17 protein-coding genes and 1 riboswitch are annotated in these 17,594 nt (G+C 65.1%); of the genes, 4 read left to right on the top strand and 13 right to left on the bottom strand.

Annotation, left to right across the window (positions count from 1 at the left end):
* Positions 1-59 precede the first annotated feature (59 nt).
* The 8 genes from BMI85_RS10355 to speB all read right to left on the bottom strand — a co-directional run bounded on the left by BMI85_RS10355 (position 60) and on the right by speB (position 8,167).
* Positions 60-851: a cobalamin-binding protein gene (locus tag BMI85_RS10355; protein ID WP_078601247.1), complete on the bottom strand. Its 792-nt coding sequence runs from the start codon at positions 849-851 to the stop codon at positions 60-62.
* Positions 851-1,597 carry an ABC transporter ATP-binding protein gene (locus BMI85_RS10350; RefSeq protein ID WP_078601246.1) on the bottom strand — a complete coding sequence of 249 codons (747 nt, stop codon included), beginning with the start codon at positions 1,595-1,597 and terminating at the stop codon, positions 851-853. The genes BMI85_RS10355 and BMI85_RS10350 overlap by 1 nt, the downstream gene beginning before the upstream one ends.
* Positions 1,597-2,580 (bottom strand): iron ABC transporter permease, encoded by a 984-nt coding sequence (locus BMI85_RS10345; protein WP_078601245.1) that lies wholly within the window; start codon positions 2,578-2,580, stop codon positions 1,597-1,599. Before BMI85_RS10345 ends, BMI85_RS10350 begins: the two co-directional genes overlap by 1 nt.
* Positions 2,577-3,326, bottom strand: a complete 750-nt coding sequence (locus tag BMI85_RS10340) for an ABC transporter substrate-binding protein (RefSeq protein WP_168174774.1) — start codon at positions 3,324-3,326, stop codon at positions 2,577-2,579. Before BMI85_RS10340 ends, BMI85_RS10345 begins: the two co-directional genes overlap by 4 nt.
* A gap of 103 nt (positions 3,327-3,429) precedes the next feature.
* Positions 3,430-5,253 (bottom strand): TonB-dependent receptor, encoded by a 1,824-nt coding sequence (locus BMI85_RS10335; protein ID WP_078601244.1) that lies wholly within the window; start codon positions 5,251-5,253, stop codon positions 3,430-3,432.
* Positions 5,254-5,389: 136 nt separating this feature from the next.
* Positions 5,390-5,584, bottom strand: a riboswitch (cobalamin riboswitch).
* Positions 5,585-5,613: 29 nt separating this feature from the next.
* Positions 5,614-6,660: a DUF475 domain-containing protein gene (locus BMI85_RS10330; RefSeq protein ID WP_078601243.1), complete on the bottom strand. Its 1,047-nt coding sequence runs from the start codon at positions 6,658-6,660 to the stop codon at positions 5,614-5,616.
* 113 nt (positions 6,661-6,773) lie between these two features.
* Positions 6,774-7,199 carry a DUF1499 domain-containing protein gene (locus BMI85_RS10325; RefSeq protein WP_078540557.1) on the bottom strand — a complete coding sequence of 142 codons (426 nt, stop codon included), beginning with the start codon at positions 7,197-7,199 and terminating at the stop codon, positions 6,774-6,776.
* Positions 7,196-8,167: an agmatinase gene (gene speB / locus BMI85_RS10320; protein ID WP_078601242.1), complete on the bottom strand. Its 972-nt coding sequence runs from the start codon at positions 8,165-8,167 to the stop codon at positions 7,196-7,198. The genes BMI85_RS10325 and speB overlap by 4 nt, the downstream gene beginning before the upstream one ends.
* 337 nt (positions 8,168-8,504) lie before the next feature.
* Between speB and BMI85_RS10315 the strand changes: the two genes are divergently transcribed.
* Positions 8,505-9,470, top strand: a complete 966-nt coding sequence (locus BMI85_RS10315) for a homocysteine S-methyltransferase family protein (protein ID WP_078601241.1) — start codon at positions 8,505-8,507, stop codon at positions 9,468-9,470.
* Positions 9,471-9,482: 12 nt separating this feature from the next.
* Here the strand turns inward: BMI85_RS10315 and BMI85_RS10310 are convergent, their stop codons facing one another.
* On the bottom strand, positions 9,483-10,493 hold the full coding sequence (locus BMI85_RS10310) for an SLAC1 anion channel family protein (RefSeq protein ID WP_078601240.1): 1,011 nt from the start codon (positions 10,491-10,493) through the stop codon (positions 9,483-9,485).
* Positions 10,494-10,816: 323 nt separating this feature from the next.
* Here BMI85_RS10310 and BMI85_RS10305 point away from each other — a divergent pair, with 323 nt between their 5' ends.
* On the top strand, positions 10,817-11,296 hold the full coding sequence (locus BMI85_RS10305; protein WP_078520944.1) for an Rrf2 family transcriptional regulator: 480 nt from the start codon (positions 10,817-10,819) through the stop codon (positions 11,294-11,296).
* Positions 11,297-11,542: 246 nt separating this feature from the next.
* Here the strand turns inward: BMI85_RS10305 and BMI85_RS21555 are convergent, their stop codons facing one another.
* A complete protein-coding gene (locus tag BMI85_RS21555; RefSeq protein ID WP_158522176.1) occupies positions 11,543-11,713 on the bottom strand; it encodes a hypothetical protein in 171 nt (56 codons plus the stop codon).
* 140 nt (positions 11,714-11,853) lie between these two features.
* On the opposite strand from BMI85_RS21555, the gene BMI85_RS10300 reads away from it, so the two are divergent.
* Complete coding sequence (locus BMI85_RS10300; protein WP_078601239.1) at positions 11,854-12,213, top strand: TfoX/Sxy family DNA transformation protein; 360 nt, start codon at positions 11,854-11,856, stop codon at positions 12,211-12,213.
* Position 12,214: 1 nt separating this feature from the next.
* On the opposite strand, the gene ndk is transcribed toward BMI85_RS10300, so the two are convergent.
* Positions 12,215-12,637: a nucleoside-diphosphate kinase gene (ndk, locus tag BMI85_RS10295; RefSeq protein WP_078520946.1), complete on the bottom strand. Its 423-nt coding sequence runs from the start codon at positions 12,635-12,637 to the stop codon at positions 12,215-12,217.
* A 274-nt stretch (positions 12,638-12,911) separates the two neighbouring features.
* Here ndk and BMI85_RS10290 point away from each other — a divergent pair, with 274 nt between their 5' ends.
* Positions 12,912-14,765, top strand: a complete 1,854-nt coding sequence (locus tag BMI85_RS10290; protein WP_078601238.1) for an ABC-F family ATP-binding cassette domain-containing protein — start codon at positions 12,912-12,914, stop codon at positions 14,763-14,765.
* A gap of 85 nt (positions 14,766-14,850) precedes the next feature.
* Here the strand turns inward: BMI85_RS10290 and BMI85_RS10285 are convergent, their stop codons facing one another.
* Both BMI85_RS10285 and ctaA read right to left on the bottom strand, forming a co-directional pair.
* Positions 14,851-16,317 (bottom strand): carboxypeptidase M32, encoded by a 1,467-nt coding sequence (locus BMI85_RS10285; protein ID WP_078601237.1) that lies wholly within the window; start codon positions 16,315-16,317, stop codon positions 14,851-14,853.
* Positions 16,314-17,468, bottom strand: coding sequence for a heme A synthase (gene ctaA, locus BMI85_RS10280; protein ID WP_078601236.1), 1,155 nt, complete (start codon positions 17,466-17,468; stop codon positions 16,314-16,316). Before ctaA ends, BMI85_RS10285 begins: the two co-directional genes overlap by 4 nt.
* Positions 17,469-17,594 lie beyond the last annotated feature (126 nt).

The raw sequence follows: 17,594 nt of genomic DNA, 5'->3' as shown, positions 1-17,594 counted from the left end.
AGTAGCCTCTGTTCCTGCGCGGACACTCTAGCGCGCGAGGGCTCTATGTCTAAGAACTATTACGCCCGCAACCCCGGATCGGACCAGATCGCGGCCTCCAGCGCGTCGAGCCCGTCGGTCAGCGCTGCAGGCCCGGGTTGCAGGATCAGGGTGGATTTGACCTCGTGCAGCCGATTTCGCGCAACAGCCGGAACGTCCTGCCAGCCTCGCCTTGCGGAAACTTTCTCGGGGCGGAATTTCTTGCCGCACCACGACCCCACAATGACCTCGGGCGCGGCGGCGATCACTTGTTCGGGAGTGACGATGCGATCCTTGGCTTTGCCCTCTTTCGCCAGATCGGCGAAGACATCGCGCCCGCCCGCGATCTCGATCAGCTCCGACACCCAACCCACGGCAGAGATCAGCGGTTCGTCCCATTCCTCGAACCAGACGCGCGGACGGTTGGGGCGCGGCTTGGCGGCGATCTCCGCCAGACGCGCCTCGTAACCCGCAGCAAGCAACTCCGCACGCTCGGTGCAACCCACCAGCGCGCCAACCGTGCAGATCATGTCGAGGATGCCCGCGACCGAGCGTTGGTTGAACGCGTGAACGGCGACGCCCTCGCGCACCAGCCCCGCGACGATATCGGCCTGAAGGTCCGAGAAGGTCAGAACGAGATCCGGCTCCAGCGCGAGGATCTTCGGCAGATCGGCGGAGATGAAGGCCGAGACGCGCGGCTTCTCCTGACGCACCCGTTTGGGTCGCACCGCGTAGCCAGAGACGCCGACGATGCGCGCGTCCTCACCCAGAAGGTAGAGCGTCTCGACCGTCTCCTCGGTCAGGCAGACGATGCGCTCGGGCGGAAATGCCATCAGACCCCCAAAGTGGCAAGCGGTTGGAAAACAGGACCTTCCGGCGTGATCTTGAAGTGCGCGCGGATGTGGAAGACCTCGGCCAGAAGCGTCTCGGTCAGCACCTCGCCGGGCGCACCGTCCGCGACCAGCCGCCCGCGATCCATCACCCAAAGCCGGGTGCAGTGGCGCGCGGCCAGCCCAAGATCATGCAGCGAAGTGACCACCGCCCCGCCCGCCTGCGCATGGGCGGTGAAGACCTGCATCGTCGCAATCTGCGCCGCCGGATCGAGGCCTGCGATCGGCTCGTCCGCAAGGATCAGCGGGCTTTCCTGCGCGAGCGCCCGCGCGATCAGCACCCGCGCCTGCTCGCCGCCAGAGAGCTGCGTGGCGGCGCGGTCGCGGTAGTTGTCGAGCCCCATCCGGCGCAGCGCCTCCTCCACTGCAGCCGCCCCGCGCGTCGCCTGATCGCGCCCATGCGGCAGCCGCCCCAGCGCGACGAGATCGGCTACCGACAGCCCCCAGGCAATCTCGCGCGCCTGCGGCAGCCACGCCGCCGCCCGCGCCCGCGCCATCGGGTCGAGCGCCGATAGCGAACTGTCCCCGCGATGCGCCAAAAGCCCCATCGCCCCGCGCAGCAGCGAGGTCTTGCCCGCACCATTGGGCCCGATCAGACCGATCACCTCGCCCGGCCCGACCTGCGCCGAGACGCGATCGACCACCGGACATTCGCCACGCAGAACGGTAAGGTTTTCCAGCTCCAGCATCAGCCCTCGCGCCCCATTTTTCGGATCATCGACAGGAAGAACGGCGCGCCGACCAGCGCGGTCAGCACGCCCAACTTCAGGTCACGCTCGGGCGCGATCACCCGCGTCGCAATATCGGCCAGCGTCAGCATCGCCGCCCCGCCAAGCGCCGAAGCCGGAAGCAGCCGCGAGGGCCGCGCGCCCACGGATTTGCGCAACAGATGCGGCACGACGAGGCCGACGAAGCCAATCGCGCCCGCGACAGCCGTGGCCGCACCGACCATCAGCGCCGTGCCGAAGACAATCTGAAGCCTGAGCTTTTTCAACGAGATACCCATCGAAGCTGCAGCATCTTCCCCAAGGCTCAGCGCATCGAGCCCCGCGCCCGCGCGCAGCAGGATCAGCGCGCCGACGATCAGGAACGGCAGCGCCAGCGCGACATGGGTCATCGAACGATCGGCAAGCGAGCCCATCATCCAGAACACGATCTCGGCCGCGGCATAGGGCGACGGCGCAAGGTTCAGCACCAGCGCGGTCGCCGCCGCCGCCAGCGCCGAGACGGCGATGCCTGCAAGGATCAGCACCAGCGCCCGGCCCTCGCGCCCCGCAAGGATCAGGATCAGTGCGACGGCCACACCCGCGCCCGCCAGCGCCGCCAGCGGCAGGGCCAGCGCGAAGAGCGCGTAGAGCCCGGTCTGGATCGCAATCACCGCGCCAAGCGCGGCGCCAGCCGAGGTGCCGATCAGCCCCGGTTCGGCCAGCGGATTACGCAAGAAGCCCTGCATCGCGGCGCCCGACAGCCCCAGCGCGGCGCCGACGCCGATCCCGAGGATCGCGCGCGGCAGGCGCAGCTCGCGCATCACAAGGCCCGCCGCGCCATCGCCCGAGATCAGCGCAGAGACGCCATCAAGCGGCGAAATCCCCGATGGCCCGATCAGCAGTGAGGCCGCGAACAGCACCGCACAAATGATGGAGAGAAGGATGAGGATCGTGCGATAACTCATTGCTTCAGATTCTCTTTCTCGATTTTACGCCCGAGCGTCGCCAGCGTCTCCACCGCGCCCAGCATCGCCGGTGCGCCGCAGGTCCAGCTTGCATCGCGCAGCCCCCGCACGACCGGCAGATCGCGCAACACCGGGTGGGCCAGCACCTCCTGCGCGCGGCTCGTGCCGGAGCCGCCTTGCGAGCCGCCGACGACGACCAGATCGGGGCGATCCATCACCAGATCTTCCAACGGCAACCGCCCGCCCCAGTCGAGCCCCGGCCCGCTGACGACATTCTGAAACCCTGCCATTTCAAGGATTTGCCCTTCAAGGGTCCGCGGCCCGTAGCCATAGCCTGAGGGCCCGATGATCGCAGCTTTCAGCCCCGGCGCGGGCGTCTTGATCGCCGCCAGCCGCGCATCGAAATCCGCGAGCATCTTCGCCGCGCGGTCAGGATGGCCAAGCAGCTTGCCCATCGTCTCGATCCGGCCGCGGATCTCAGGCAGCGAGGTGCCGGGCGGCAGTTGCTCTACCCGGATTCCGAGCGTGCGCAACATGCGGATCGTGTCGGGGTTCGACCATGTATCGGCCAGAACGAGATCGGGGTGCAGAATCGAGATTTCCTCGGCACGCCCGTAGTTTACGGGCAGTTCTTCAGCCTGTTTCCAATGCACAGACATCGACGGATCGGTCGCGAAATGGCTGACCGAGACGATCTGCGACGGATCGGCCAGCGCCAGCGCCAACTGATCCGTGCAGAGGTTCATGGACACGACCCGTGCAGGCAAATCGCGCGCAGGTTCCTCCGCCCACGCAGAGGAGGTCGCCGCCAAGGCGGCGAAAAGGGCGGCGCAAACCGCCCCTTTCAGATCAGAACCGCGCACGCAGCCCCACATAGGCGGCGCGACCCGAGGTGCCGTAGCCGGGCCAGAGCTGGTAATCGGTGTCGGTCAGGTTCTCGATGCGCAGATAGGCCTCTTTGTCATTGCCCAGATCGTAGGTCATCTGCGCGTTCAGCAGGCCGTAATCGGGCTGGCTCTGACGATCGGTGACCACGCGCATATCGGCGGCGAGCGTGAGCTTGTCAATCACCTGCGCGTCGATCCCGGCGGTCAGCGTGTGGCGCCCGAAGGCCGAGTTCCACGTCGAGCCGGCAGAGAGCCCGTCGGGGTTCTTCGAATCCAGATAGGTATAGCCGAGGCTGTAATTGACCGTGCTGGAGATCGGCCCTTTCAGACCCAGCTCCAGACCCTGCCGCTTGGCGGTGCCCGAGGTCTGGTAGTAGCTGTAGGTCGTGTTGCTGTAGTCGATCAGGTCGTCCACCTCGATATGGAACAGCGTCGCGGTCAGCTTATGCGCACCGAAATCGCGCTCGACGCCCAGATCGTAGCTCAGCGATTTCTCGGGCTTGAGATCGGGATTGCCCGCATAGCCGTCATAGAGCTCGTAGCCCGACGGCGCGCGGAACCCGTTGCCCACCGATGCGCGGAAGAGGGTCGCGGCATCGGCCTGCCAGGTAACGCCCAGACGGCCCGTGGTGTTGCCGCCGAAATCCGAGTGATCGTCATGGCGCGCCGAGGCGGTCACGTTCACCCCGTCCATCGGCGAGAAGGCATATTCACCGAAGACGCCCGTATCGGCGGTCAGAACATCCCCCGTGACATAGGTACCGGTATAGGTTTCCAGCGTGCGATCCGCGCCGAAGGTCACGCGGCCCGGCCCGAGATCGGTCGAGGCTTTCCAGTCGAGTTTGCGGCGCTTGCCCTCGTAGCCATAGTCATAGACCGGATACCAGCGCGAGGTGGTGTAATAGGTCAGACCGAGTTCGTGATCGAGCGGACCTGTCGCGAATTTCGCGAAGAGACGCCCGCCGCGTTCCTTGTGGATGGTGTATTCGTTGCTGTCCGTGGGCGGCGAGCTGAAGCCGTTATCGAATTCGCCCCGGTCGTTCTGGGCAAACCCGTTGAAGCCGATCAGCAGATTGTCGGAGATGCGCTTCTGCGCGCGCAGGCTCACGCGATCGGCGCGGTAGCCGTCTTTCTCGGTATTGCCGTTCTTCTTGTCGGCGGCCGAGAAGCCTGCGGTGTAGACTTTCGACAGCTGGATCGCGAGCTCGTCGTCACCCTTCTTCCAACCGAAGTTATAGGCCGCATTCGCGGTGTGGTAGGAGCCGAGCTCGAGCTTTACGCTCTGGGTCACGCCATCCTCGGTCGGGCGCGGCGTGTCGAGGTTGATGACACCGGCGACCGCCTGCCCGCCATAGACCGCCGATTGCGAGCCGCGCATGATCTCGACCCGGTCATAATTGAACGTGTTGAACCGACCCAGATCGGGCAGCACCTGCGGCGCGGAGGGATCGGAGACGCCGATCCCGTCCACCATAACCTTCACGTAGTTCTGCGACACGCCGCGAATGGTGAAGCCGGTCTGCGCGCCCATCGGCCCGCGCGACAGGATGCCGACGCCCGGCGATTGCGCGATCAGATTGGCAAGGCGCGTCTGGCCCGAACGCTCCAGCTCGTTGCGCGACAGCACGGTGACTGCCTGCGCAGTCTTGTCCGACGATTGCGGCTCGAGCGCGCCGTGATAGATCACGATCTCATCGAGTTGGTAAGGTTGGCTGTCTTGCGCAAGCGCGGGGGCTGCCAGCGCGGTGGTGAGCATCAGGCCCACGGTCAAACGGGTGCGGATCATATCCAATTCCCTCGTATCGCGACTCTGTGGTCGCGTGAACTTCGTATCGTAAGTCTTTGGAAATTTGGAATTTCCGCCGACGGTGAGAATGTCACCACTGACGGAAGACCGCCTCCGCTGCGCGCCCCGCACAGGCAGAAAGGATGAGCGCCTCGGCAGGTCTCCTGGCTCGCGGGTCTTGGTTTCGGCTGGCCTTCCCGGGTCGCCCCAGTGGCTCAGTCAGCCGTCACTCGCCGCTCACAGTTGCGGGGGCAGCCCCGGAATGAATGCACGCATCGCACCGGGTTCCCTTTTCATCCGCCAAGGCGGAACCGAAGTGCCCCTGCTGTGCCGCGCGCGCCGCAGTCTGTCAAGAAAATTTCAACTCTCGACGGCGGCTCTGCTGCGCCGGTTGAAACGGATCGAGGACAGCAGCGCCAGCCCGATCAGCCCCGCCCCGATCAGCCCGGTAATCACCTCGGGCACTTCCACCAGCGTCTGCGCGAACATGACGACCGAAAGGATCAGGATCGACCAGAAGGCGCCGTTCTCGAGATAGCGAAATTCGCTCAGCGTGTTGCGCTCCACCAGCATCAGGGTCATCGAGCGCACATACATCGCGCCGATCCCCAGACCGATCGCGATCAGGAACAGGTTCTGGGTCAGTGCGAAGGCCCCGATCACCCCGTCGAAGCTGAAGGACGCGTCGAGCACTTCGAGATAGAGGAACGCGCCGAGGCCCGCCTTGGCCGTCTCGGCAGCGATATTCGTCCGGTCGAGCACGTGGCTGAGCACTTCGACACCGAGGAAGGTCGCAAGCCCGCAGATAGAGGCGAACATGAACTCGTCTTCGCGCCCTTCCGGCAGGATCCAGGTGAAGACCAGAATGATAAGCAGCACGAGGCCGATCTCGAGGCCGCGGATCGAGGCGAGCGCGCGCAGACGGCGCTCCAACGCTCGGATCCAGTCAACCTCTTTGCCCTCGTCGATGAAATAGGTGAGCGCGACCATCATCAGGAAAGCGCCGCCGAAGCCCGCGATCGACAGATGCGCGTCCTCGATGATCTCGGCATATTCCGCCGGATGTTTCGCGGCCAGTTGCACCGCTTCCCACGGTCCGATCCCGGCGGCGATCACGACGATCAGCAGCGGGAACAGGATACGCATCCCGAAGACCGCGATCAGAATACCCCAGGTCAGGAAGCGACGCTGCCATTTCGGCGTCATCTGGTGCAGCTTGTTGGCGTTGACGATGGCGTTGTCGAAGCTCAGCGAGATTTCCAGCACGGCGAGCACCGCCGTTATCATCAGGAAAGAGACCGCGCCGCCAAGCCCGCCGGTCTGGGCAAATCCCAGCGCGAACGACCCGACCAGCCCCGCGATAGTGACGGCGATGGCCCAGGAGAAATAACGGTACATGGTGGTCATGCTGGCTCCGGCTGCATGGAGCCTCACTTAGGCTCCGCCCCCTCTCTTCGCAAGGGAGCGCGCCGTCAGAGTTGATCGCTGTGACCCGGTGGGCGCGCCTCGGATCAGACCCGCTACAGCCCCGCCTCGTCGAGCCAGCCCATGATCCGGGCCTTGTTCACGCCGAGGTCGGATCTGCCGTAGACGAGATGGCCGCGGATTTGCAGCGTGTTGCCCTCGACCCAAAGCGTGGTGACGTCGGGAAAGCCGAAGAAGGCGGAGCGGGTGACATAGGCCACATGCCCCTCATCGACGCTGCCGGCCACCTGCTTCGTGCGCGCGGTGGCGCGGATGATCTTGTCGAGCGCGGCCATCTGCACCAGTGGGTCGGAGACCTCGCGGGCCGCCTGAAACCCGCCCGTCTCGGGGTGATCGCCGGGCGCTTTCGCCAGCCCCTCGACCTTGTAGCGCGCAGGGTCAATCGGGGCGAAGCGCACCCACCCGTCGGCCACGGCAACCGCAGCCAGTCCAAGCGCGAGGATCGTCACGGCCCGGTTCATGCCGCGCCCTCCCGCAGCCCCCAACCGGCCAGCGCGATCAGTTCGGTCGCGACATGGGCGCCCGCGATGGCCGTCACGCCGGTCGGATCGTAGGGAGGAGAGACCTCGACCACATCGCCGCCGATCAGGTTGATGCCCTTGAGCCCGCGCAACAGCTCTGCCGCCTGCCAGCTGGCCAGACCGCCCCAGACCGGCGTGCCGGTGCCCGGCGCGAAGGCCGGGTCCAGCCCGTCGATATCGAAGGTGATGTAACAGGGCTTGTCGCCCACGACCGCGCGGATGCGTTCCAGCGTGGCCTCGACGCCCTCGCGATGCACCGAAGGCGCGTCCACGATCGTCACGCCCAGCGTATCGGGATTGTCGGTCCGGATACCGACCGAGACGGTATTCTCGGCCTTCACGACGCCCGACTTGATCGCCTTGTAGAGGAACGTGCCGTGGTCGATCCGGTCCATATCGTCATCGGCCCAGGTGTCGGAATGGGCGTCGAACTGAATGAGCGCGATCTCCCCATGTTTGGCAGCGGCCGCGCGCAGGATCGGCAGGGTGATGAAATGATCGCCGCCCAGCGTGATCGGCACGACGCCCGCCCCGAAGATCGCGTTCAGATGCGCCTCGATCCGGCCCGGCACCTCCGGCACATTGGCATAGTCGAAGGGCATGTCACCGTAATCGACGATGGCGAGCTCGGAGAACGGGTCGTAGCCCCAGCCATAGGGGGCGTCGAACGCCTGCAGCGTCGAGGCTTCGCGGATCGCACGCGGCCCGAAGCGCGTGCCGGGGCGGTTCGTCACCGCCTGATCAAAGGGGATGCCGGTCACGGCGATCTGCGCACCCGAGAGATCTTTCGTGTAACGCCGCCGCAGGAAGCTGGTGGCCCCGCCGAAGGTGTTCTCGAAGCTCAGGCCACGCGCCTCTGCCCGCGTAAAAGCCTGATCCACTTGCGTTTTCGCATCTTCCAGAGCCATGATCGCCCCTCCTTTTCGCCCGCGAAATCTGCGCTCGCCCTCGCGGGAGGTCAAGCGCCGTCGAGAAGGAGCGGCAGCATACCGCGCCCATCAGAGCCCGGCATGGAGCCCGTGTTTCATCCGTCAGTTCAAGAGGTCACCGCGCGACCGGATCCGAGCCGACAAGAGGCGACGTAGCCACATAATGGATGGCGTGATAAGGTGACCCTACGTCACCCCACCAAGACAAAGTCCGGCACGACCGGATCGACGACCTGCGCCGCGTGCTGATTTCGCCGCCTCTCATGCGCTTTCAAAAAGTTTTCCGAACCGAACCGCGTCACACAAGGAGAGCGTCATGACGTTGCAGAGCACCACGTTTCCCCGAGAGGACGGCATCCTCTACCTCACCGAAGGCGGCACCGAGACCGAGGTGATCTATCGCCACGGCCACGAGCTGCGCGACTTCGCGATGTTCGAGTTGATGAACAAGCCCGAAGCGGTGCGTGACATGGAAAACATGTATCGCCGCTATCTCGACAAGGCAGCTCAATATGGGTTCTCTGCGCTGATGTCGGGGTTCGACTACCGCGCGAGCCCGGACTGGGGCGCGAAGCTGGGCTATTCTGCGGAAGGCCTTCGCGAGATGCAGCACAAATGCATCGACTTCCTGCGCGGTGTCTCGCGCGCTTACGAGGACCAGATCGAGCGTATCGCGATCGCGGGCTGTATCGGGCCGAAAGGCGATGCCTATTCGCTCAACCGCGATATCACTGCCGAGGAAGCCGAAGACTACCACGCCACCCAGTGCGAGACGTTGAAGGATTGCGGCGTCGATCTGATCTGGGCTGCCACGATCAACAACATTCCCGAGGCGGTCGGGATCAGCCGCGCGGCGGCGCGCGTCGGGCTGCCGGTGAACATGTCTTTCACGCTCGACAGTTCCCACAAGCTGAAATCGGGTCCCAGCCTGAAAGAGGCGATTGAGGCGACCGATACTGAGGCCGGGGCTGCGCGCCCGGATTCCTACGGAATCAATTGCTCGCATCCGCTGGAATTCGAACCCGCGCTCGAACCGGGAGATTGGGCGCGGAGGTTGCGCTCGTTGCGGCCGAATGCAGCGAAGATGGACAAGGTCTCGCTCTGCAAGCTCGGCCATATCGAAGAAGGCGATCCCGAGGAATTGGGCCAGATGATGGGCGATCTGGCAAAGCGCTATCCCGACATCGACATCTGGGGCGGCTGCTGCGGGACATGGGACAAGCATTTCGACCGCATCGCGCATTACGTGCGACAAGCGCGACAGGAGCCGCTGCCTGCGTGAACTCCGGCCCCCTCACTCCGGCTGGCAAATCTCTCCGCGCAGGATCGCAAGCCCCGTGCGCCAGACGAGCCCCACGATCACCACGGCAAGGATCGCGAGGAAGGCCACCGCCATGCGCAGATGCGGCTCGGAATGGGCGTATTCGGCATGCAGGAACGTCGCGATCGTCAGCGCCGCGATGGGGAAGCTCAGCGCCCAGAAGCTCATCGCGAAGGGCAGCCGCAGAATGCGCGGCAGCTGCACTGCGACGAGCGCGGCGAAGACGTAGGCCAGCGACAGAAGGATATGCGCGAAAGGATCGACGCCCTGCCCGATCCCGGCCCCGGGCACGATCTGCTCGCCGGTCAGGCGCAGCCACGCGATGAAGGCCACCGCGGGCGGCGCGATCAGGATCACCAGCGTCGGCTGCAGCTTGCTCGGCAAGGGGTCGTGGAAGATCAGCCGGTTGAACACCAGCGTCAGCAGCACGAGCCAAAACAGCATCCCGGCCGAGAAGAACAGCCAGCTGATCTCGATGAAACCGAGCTGCGCGCCCGCCACTGGCACGATCACATTGCCCACCGCCGGGATGAACCATGCCGGGTTCAGCTGCCCGTGCTTGAAACTGCGCGTCCCGATCCAGTTGGTCACGACCGCGAGCGTCATGATCCCCTGCAGGGTCGTGCCTGCAAGCCACAGCAGGAGCGCAAGCGGGGTCGAGACCGTCAACGCCCCCGTCGCCAGCAGCAACAGCGAGATCGCGACCGTCGGGAAGAAGGCGAGCCGGATCGGGTGATGCCATTCCGCGCTCACAGCTTGCGGGTGCTTCAGCGCCTTGGTGAGATAGAACACCGAGATCAGCACGAACACGGTCGCGGTCACCGCGAACATCACCTGATAGGGCAACGGCCCGAGCCCGAGCGGCTTGGCCGCCGCGCGCAGCGCCAGCGTGAAGCCCCCGAGCCCCATCGTCGTCGCATAGAAGGTGATCGGAAAATGTTCGAGCCGACTATGCGCGGCACTCGTTTCAGCCAGACTGCTCATCTTGCCCTCCCCGTGGGAATCGCCGCCCGCGCCCGAAATGGCCGCTCCGCGACGGATCAGACCGCCCGCGCAGCGCCGGACCGAACGACACGACGGGCAACACCTCTCATTTACTCACGCACCCGTGTTTGAGGAGTCTGACAAATGGACGCATTCGCCGCGCCGGGTGCCGCGCGTGGCTCCGTCCAGCGGACATTGACCCCGGCGGATCACCGCTGGATCCCGCCTCTCTGTGTGACGAAAATTTTCAAGGAACGTGACATAGGTCAAACCTGCGAGGTAAACTTACCTATATCACCGCTTCGTGAGCTGGAGGAGTTGCGATGCGTCTGACCACACGAACCAATCTCGCGATGCGCGTGCTGATGTTCTGCGCGGTCAATCCGCATCGCACCGTGCGCAAACACGAGATCGCAGAAGCCTGTAACGCGTCCGAGAACCATCTCGCGCAGGTCATCAACACGCTCGCGCGCGAGAACTTCATCACCACCCTGCGCGGCCGCGCCGGTGGGATGCAGCTTGCTCGCCCGCCCGAAGAGATCGGCGTGGGCAAAGTGCTGCGCGCCTTCGAGGCCGCCCTGCCCTTCGCCGAATGTTTCGATACCGAGACCAACACCTGCCCGCTGCGCGACGCCTGTCTGTTCCGCGATGCTCTGACCGATGCGCTCGAGGCCTTCTACGGGACGCTGGACCGCAAGACGCTCGCCGATCTGGTCGACAATAACACCGCGCTGGAGGCGATGCTCAGCCTGCCCGGCCTGCAGCCGCTGTCGATCTGCGCAACCGCACGCGCCGCGGAATAGCCGCCGCGACATGACGCTCCGGTAGGTCCATATTTCTGACGCATTGCCGTGCGCAGCAGCGCTTTCGTGGCGCCAACGTCACAGTTTCATGACACCCGCTCACGGCAAAGAGATCAAAATTCAGTTTCGCTTGACCACCCCTTTTCCCGGCGAGAGCCTGTGTCTACTTGTCGCACCAACGGGAAGACCCCGCTAAACGCGACTCATCACAAGGCTTAGGTCATGCAACAGCAATCGGGCACTCAATCAGGCCAGCAACAGCAAGGCGGCACGAACCGTCCTGGCCAGCAACAAGGCCAAACGGGCAATACGACCCAACAGAACGGCACCGTATTCGACGACTGGGCGTCCATCTGACGCCCTTTCTCGCGCCGCGATGATAGCGGCGCAGGCAGGCTCCGCAACCGGCATCTTCATTCACCGCCGGTTTTCGCGCCGCCCGCCATTCGATCTCTCCTTCGCGCTGCTCTTGCGTGGCGCGAAGTCCGCTCTCAAACTGTCCCGACGCCAGCCCGCGCGATACTGATACAGCGCGCCCCGAAGGACCGTCCGGCACGATGAGCACCTCTCTCACATCCATAAAGGGGATTGGCCCCGCCACCGCCGAAGGCTTCATTCGCGCCGGTATCACCTCGGCCGAGGAGCTGCGCGAGATCGGCGCGGACGCCGCCTATGCCGCCTGGATCGAAGTCGGGAACCCCGCCCATTTCATCGGCTATTACGCGCTGCACATGGCACTGCAGGGCCGCCCGTGGAACGACTGCCGCGGCGCCGAGAAGGCCGAATTCCGCAAGAAATTCGATGCACTTAAGGCGCGGATCGCGGCGAGCGACAGCAGCACCCAATCCGCAAAAGAGAAGGGCCGCGCCCGGCTGGACGCGGCCCTCTCGGAAATTGGTCTGATCGCGAAACGCTAGATCAGCCGACGATCTCGAGACCCGAGAAGAAGAACGAGATTTCTTCCGCAGCGGTTTCCGGAGCGTCGGAGCCGTGCACCGAGTTCTCACCCACGGAGAGCGCGTATTCCTTGCGGATGGTGCCCTCGTCGGCTTCCGCCGGGTTGGTCGCGCCCATCACTTCGCGGTTCTTGGCGATCGCGCCTTCACCCTCGAGCACCTGAACGACGACCGGCTCGGACGCCATGAACTCGCACAGTTCGCCGTAGAAGGGGCGCTCTTTGTGGACTTCGTAGAACTTGCCGGCCTGATCCATGGTCAGCTGGATGCGCTTCTGCGCGACGATGCGCAGACCTGCTTCCTCGAACTTGGCGTTGATCTTGCCGGTGAGGTTGCGCTTGGTCGCGTCGGGTTTGATGATGCTCAGCGTGCGTTCGATGGCCATGTGTGACCCTTTCCTTGTGGTTCGTGGCCGGTATCCGGTCCGAAATATCTGCCGCGCCTGCTACCATGCAGGGGAAGCCTTGAAAAGCCCTCATGGGCGGGACTGCGGCGACTCTAGATTGGGTTTGTGACCGTTTGGTCAAGGCCGATCGGCAGGTCGTTGCGCGGGTTTGCGCCCGCCGATGCCTCCGGCGGGGATATTTTTGCCAAGCCGAAAGGGCCGCGGCGCGCAGCAGCGATTGACTGTTGCCCGCCCCTGCGCCAAGTCAGGCCCCATGTTGCGCATCTCCGATATCTCCTTTTCGATCGAAGGCCGTCCGCTCTTTGCGAACGCTTCCGCCACCATTCCCGAAGGCCACAAGGTCGGCCTCGTCGGCCCCAACGGCGCGGGAAAGACGACACTGTTCCGGCTGATCCGGGGCGAGCTGACGCTGGATGGCGGCGAGATCGGCCTGCCCTCGCGCGCCCGGGTCGGCGGCGTGGCGCAGGAAGTGCCGTCCTCTTCGACTTCGCTGCTCGATACGGTGCTGGCCGCCGACGAGGAGCGCGCGAGCCTTCTGGCCGAAGCCGAGACCGCGACCGACGCGCATCGCATCGCCGAGGTGCAGACGCGGCTGGTCGATATCGACGCGTGGTCCGGCGAGGCGCGGGCGAGCGCCATCCTGAAGGGCCTCGGTTTCGACATGGAAGCGCAGAAGCGCCCCTGCTCCGATTTCTCCGGCGGCTGGCGGATGCGCGTGGCACTGGCGGGCGTGCTCTTCGCGCAGCCCGATCTGCTGCTCTTGGACGAACCGACGAACTATCTCGACCTCGAAGGCGCGCTCTGGCTGGAAAGCTATCTGATGCGCTACCCGCATACGGTGATCGTGATCTCCCACGACCGCGATCTTCTGAACCGCGCGGTGGGCTCGATCCTGCATCTCGAGGATCGGCAACTCACGCTTTATCAAGGCGGCTACGACACGTTTGCGCGCACCCGCCGGCTGCGCCGCGAGGCGCAGGCCGCCCAAGCCAAGAAGCAGGAGGCCCGCCGCGCCCACCTGCAAGGCTTCGTGGATCGCTTCCGCGCGCAGGCCACCAAGGCCAAGCAGGCGCAGGCGCGCGTCAAGATGCTCGAGAAGATGGAGCCGATCACCGCCCCGGAAGAAGCGGCGAAACAGGTCTTCACCTTCCCCGCGCCGGAACAGCTCTCGCCGCCGATCATCGCGATGGAAGGTGCCGCCGTCGGCTATGGCGGGCCCGCGATCCTCAAGCAGCTCAACCTGCGTATCGATCAGGACGACCGGATCGCGCTGCTGGGCCGGAACGGCGAGGGGAAATCCACGCTTTCCAAGCTCTTGGCGGACAAACTTCAGGTGATGGACGGCAAGATTACGCGCTCGTCCAAGCTGCGGATCGGCTATTTCGCGCAGCATCAGGTCGACGAGCTGGACCTGAAAGAGACGCCGCTGACCCACCTCAAACGCGAGCGCCCCGACGAGCATCCCGCCAAGCTGCGCGCCCGTCTCGCGGGCTTCGGCCTCGGTGCGGATCAGGCGGAGACGGCGGTGGGCAAGCTCTCGGGCGGGCAGAAGGCGCGGCTGTCGCTGCTGCTGGCGACGCTCGACGCGCCGCATCTCTTGATCCTCGACGAGCCGACCAACCACCTCGATATCGAGAGCCGCGAGGCGCTGGTGACGGCGCTCACCGAATATTCCGGCGCGGTGATCCTTGTCAGCCACGACATGCACCTGCTGGGACTGGTGGCCGACCGGCTCTGGCTGGTCAAAGGCGGCGCGGTCGCGCCCTATCAGGGCGATCTGGAAAGTTACCGAGCCGAATTGCTGGCGCCGCCGCCCGAAGACAAGCCCGCGAAATCGGCCGCGCCGAAAGCCGCGAAACCGTCGCGCTGTGCGATGACTACGATGAAGCGCGAGGTGCGCGACTGCGAGGCCCGGGTCGAGAAGCTGAGCGACATGCTCGAGAAGCTCGATGCGAAACTCGCCGACCCCACGCTCTACGAGCCTGACAAAGCTAGGGATCTCGCGATCTGGCAAGCCAAGCACACCGAGGCGACCAAGGCGATGGAGAAGGCTGAGGCGCTTTGGATGGCGGCGCTGGAGAAACTCGAGACCGCCGAGCAGGACTGAGAGCATCGAAGGGGCCGCGCGCCCCTTCTTCTCGATCCAAATATCCCCCGCCGGAGGCGCCTGCCCCCTCAGAAAGCGCGGCGCATCACAGCTTGTAGATGCCCTCGAATTTCCGCGTCAGATAAGCCAGCAGCGGCGTCTCGGTCGGCTCGAAGCCGCAGGCATGCTGGATCGTCTCGCGCGGGGTGCGCAACCCGCCGTGGACGCGCAGGTTCTCATCGAGCCATTGCTTGGCGGGCGTCGCATCACCCTCGGCCAATGCGGCGTCGATGCCGGGCGTGACCGCGCGCATCGCCTCGTCGAGACAGCCCGCATAGACATTGCCCAGCGCATAGGTCGGGAAATAGCCGAACAGCCCCACCGACCAATGCACATCCTGCAGGAAGCCCTGGCTCGGCTTAGTGACCTTCACGCCGAAATCCTGCTCGAAACGGGCATTCCACGCCTCTTCGAGATCCGCGACTTCCAGCTTGCCCGAGATCAGATCGCGCTCCAGATCGAAGCGCAGCATGATGTGGAGATTGTAATTCAGCTCGTCCGATTCCGTGCGGATGAAGCCCATATCGACGCGGTTGACCAGCGCGTGGAAGGCCTCCGCATCCATGCCGAGATCGCCGAACGCATCGGTCATACGCTGATGCAGCCATCCGGTGAACGGGGCCGAGCGGCCGAGCTGGTTCTCGTAGATCCGGCTCTGGCTCTCATGCACGCCCATCGAGACGCCATGGCCCAGCGGCGTGAAGCGATAGGCCGGGTTGATCGCCTGCTCGTAGGTGGCGTGACCGACCTCATGGATCGTCGAGTAGATATTGCCGAACGGGTCGCTCTCGGAGATGCGCGTCGTGATGCGCGCATCGTCGCCGCCGCCAGAGGAGAACGGGTGTACCGACATATCCAGCCGCCCCCGCGTCCAGTCATAGCCGAAGGCGGAGGCGCATTTGCGCGCCAGCCGCAGCTGGGCGTTCTCGGGGAAGACCTTGTCGAAGGGCTGCGGCGAGACCTCCGAGCCCAGCACCCGGTCGCGCAGTTCCACCAGCGGGCCGCGCATCCGGTCGAAGACCGTGGCGATTTCCTTCGACGTCGCGCCCGGCTCATAGTCGTCGAGCAGCGCATCGTAGAGATTGCCCTCGGACAGGCATTCGGCCTCTTCACGCTTGAGACGCACAACCTCTTCCAGCGTCGGCAGGAAGGCGGAGGCATCCTCATTGGCGCGGGCTTCCGCCCAGATGCCCTGAGACAGCGAGGTCAGACGCGCCATCTCGGTCGCAAGGCGCGCCGGGATGCGGGTCGCGCGGTTGTAGCTGCGTCCCACCAGATCGAGGACGCGCGCGCTGACCGCGTCATCGGCCTCGGCGCGGGCCAGCCAGTCCTCGATGCGCGGATCGGTGCGGCGCGCATGCAGCACCGATTCCAGCGCGGCGGATTCTTCGGCGCGCTGATCGGCGGCGCCGCGCGGCATCATTACCTCTTGGTCCCAGCTTAGCAGCCCGCCGATATTGCCCAGCGCTTCGGTTTCGCGCTGATGCGCGAGCAGGTCCTGATAGGCGCTCATACGCGGCCCTCCCGGATGGAACGAACAAGGGGGAAGCGCGCCATGTGACGCGCACGGATCACGAGGACCCAGGTGATGATAGCACCGAATTGGTGGATGAGCCCCAGCCACCAGTAATTCACCAGCTCAAGCGCGGTGGTGATGCCCAGCACCATCTGGAAGAAGATCATCGCCGCCATCAGCGCGAAGGCTTCCTTGGTGCGCGGATGGGCCGAGCTGCGCGCGCGCCATGCGGCGTAAAGGCCGGAGGCGAAGACGAGATAGCCGACCATGCGGTGCAGGAACTGCACGAGCGCCGGGTTCTCGAAGAAGTTGCGCCAGATCGGCGTGTAGTCGAAGCTCTCCGACGGCAGGAACTGCCCGTTCATCGAGGGCCATGTCGGGAAGGCGAGGCCTGCGTCGATCCCCGCGGTCAGCGCGCCGAGGATGATCTGCACGAACACGAGCCCGATCAGCACCGAGCCGATCCGGCTCAGGCGCGGCTCGGCCAGACGGCGGGCCTGCAGCAGCGCCGATTCCGGGCGCGAGAGCTGCAGCGCGAACCACGAGATCAGGCCGAGGATGATGAAGGCGAGGCCCAGATGGGTGGCGAGCCGATAGGAGGCGACCGAGGTCATCCGCCCCACGAGGCCCGAAGACACCATCCACCAGCCGATCGCGCCCTGCAGACCGCCCAGGACCCCGAGGCTGAACAGTCGCCCGGTCCAGCCCGTCGGGATCTTCTTGGTCAGCCAGAAGCCGATGAAGCCGATGAACCAGACCATGCCGATCAGGCGGCCCAGCTGCCGGTGGCCCCATTCCCACCAGAAGATGCCCTTGAATTCGGACACGGTCATGTTGGAGTTCATGTATTTGAACTGCGGGCTCTCTTTGTAATGGGTGAATTCCGCCTGCCAGTCCGCATCGCTCATCGGCGGGATCGCCCCCGAGATCGGGTCCCAGCGGGTGATCGACAGCCCGCTATCGGTGAGGCGCGTAGCCCCGCCCACGGCGATCATCGCCACGACCAGCGTGAACAACACAAACAGCCACATCCGGATCGCCCGGCGCGCACCGCGGGGCTTTGCGTCGATCATGCCGCCCTTGGGTTCGGCCCGCGTGGTGGTGCCCTCCGATCCAACTTCCTCGAAGATGCTGCGTTTCTCGCTCATGCGTGCGGACCCCCGGCTTGTCTGTCGCCTGTTCTTGGCAGAAATTTGCGCGAGGGCAAACTAGGCCGCCCCCTCACCGGGGGCAAGGGGGCGGGAAGGCGCAGGGCGCGCGGTCTCAGGGCACTT

Source organism: Thioclava sp. DLFJ4-1 (genome assembly GCF_002020145.1).
GTDB classification, from domain to species: domain Bacteria; phylum Pseudomonadota; class Alphaproteobacteria; order Rhodobacterales; family Rhodobacteraceae; genus Thioclava; species Thioclava sediminum.
The sequence above is the reverse complement of the archived record's forward strand: the minus strand, read 5'-3'. Positions and strand labels throughout refer to the sequence as shown.

Excerpts from the sequence above, each read along its gene's own strand:
- BMI85_RS10300 (WP_078601239.1), top strand. The coding sequence starts at position 11,854 with ATGAGCACCTCTCTCACATCCATAAAGGGGATTGGCCCCGCCACCGCC.
- BMI85_RS10340 (WP_168174774.1), bottom strand. The coding sequence starts at position 3,326 with ATGAACCTCTGCACGGATCAGTTGGCGCTGGCGCTGGCCGATCCGTCG.
- BMI85_RS10310 (WP_078601240.1), bottom strand. The coding sequence starts at position 10,493 with ATGAGCAGTCTGGCTGAAACGAGTGCCGCGCATAGTCGGCTCGAACAT.
- BMI85_RS10325 (WP_078540557.1), bottom strand. The coding sequence starts at position 7,199 with ATGAACCGGGCCGTGACGATCCTCGCGCTTGGACTGGCTGCGGTTGCC.
- BMI85_RS10290 (WP_078601238.1), top strand. The coding sequence starts at position 12,912 with ATGTTGCGCATCTCCGATATCTCCTTTTCGATCGAAGGCCGTCCGCTC.
- BMI85_RS10315 (WP_078601241.1), top strand. The coding sequence starts at position 8,505 with ATGACGTTGCAGAGCACCACGTTTCCCCGAGAGGACGGCATCCTCTAC.
- BMI85_RS10330 (WP_078601243.1), bottom strand. The coding sequence starts at position 6,660 with ATGACCACCATGTACCGTTATTTCTCCTGGGCCATCGCCGTCACTATC.
- BMI85_RS10305 (WP_078520944.1), top strand. The coding sequence starts at position 10,817 with ATGCGTCTGACCACACGAACCAATCTCGCGATGCGCGTGCTGATGTTC.
- ndk (WP_078520946.1), bottom strand. The coding sequence starts at position 12,637 with ATGGCCATCGAACGCACGCTGAGCATCATCAAACCCGACGCGACCAAG.
- BMI85_RS21555 (WP_158522176.1), bottom strand. The coding sequence starts at position 11,713 with ATGAAGATGCCGGTTGCGGAGCCTGCCTGCGCCGCTATCATCGCGGCG.
- ctaA (WP_078601236.1), bottom strand. The coding sequence starts at position 17,468 with ATGAGCGAGAAACGCAGCATCTTCGAGGAAGTTGGATCGGAGGGCACC.
- BMI85_RS10335 (WP_078601244.1), bottom strand. The coding sequence starts at position 5,253 with ATGATCCGCACCCGTTTGACCGTGGGCCTGATGCTCACCACCGCGCTG.
- speB (WP_078601242.1), bottom strand. The coding sequence starts at position 8,167 with ATGGCTCTGGAAGATGCGAAAACGCAAGTGGATCAGGCTTTTACGCGG.
- BMI85_RS10355 (WP_078601247.1), bottom strand. The coding sequence starts at position 851 with ATGGCATTTCCGCCCGAGCGCATCGTCTGCCTGACCGAGGAGACGGTC.
- BMI85_RS10345 (WP_078601245.1), bottom strand. The coding sequence starts at position 2,580 with ATGAGTTATCGCACGATCCTCATCCTTCTCTCCATCATTTGTGCGGTG.
- BMI85_RS10350 (WP_078601246.1), bottom strand. The coding sequence starts at position 1,597 with ATGCTGGAGCTGGAAAACCTTACCGTTCTGCGTGGCGAATGTCCGGTG.
- BMI85_RS10285 (WP_078601237.1), bottom strand. The coding sequence starts at position 16,317 with ATGAGCGCCTATCAGGACCTGCTCGCGCATCAGCGCGAAACCGAAGCG.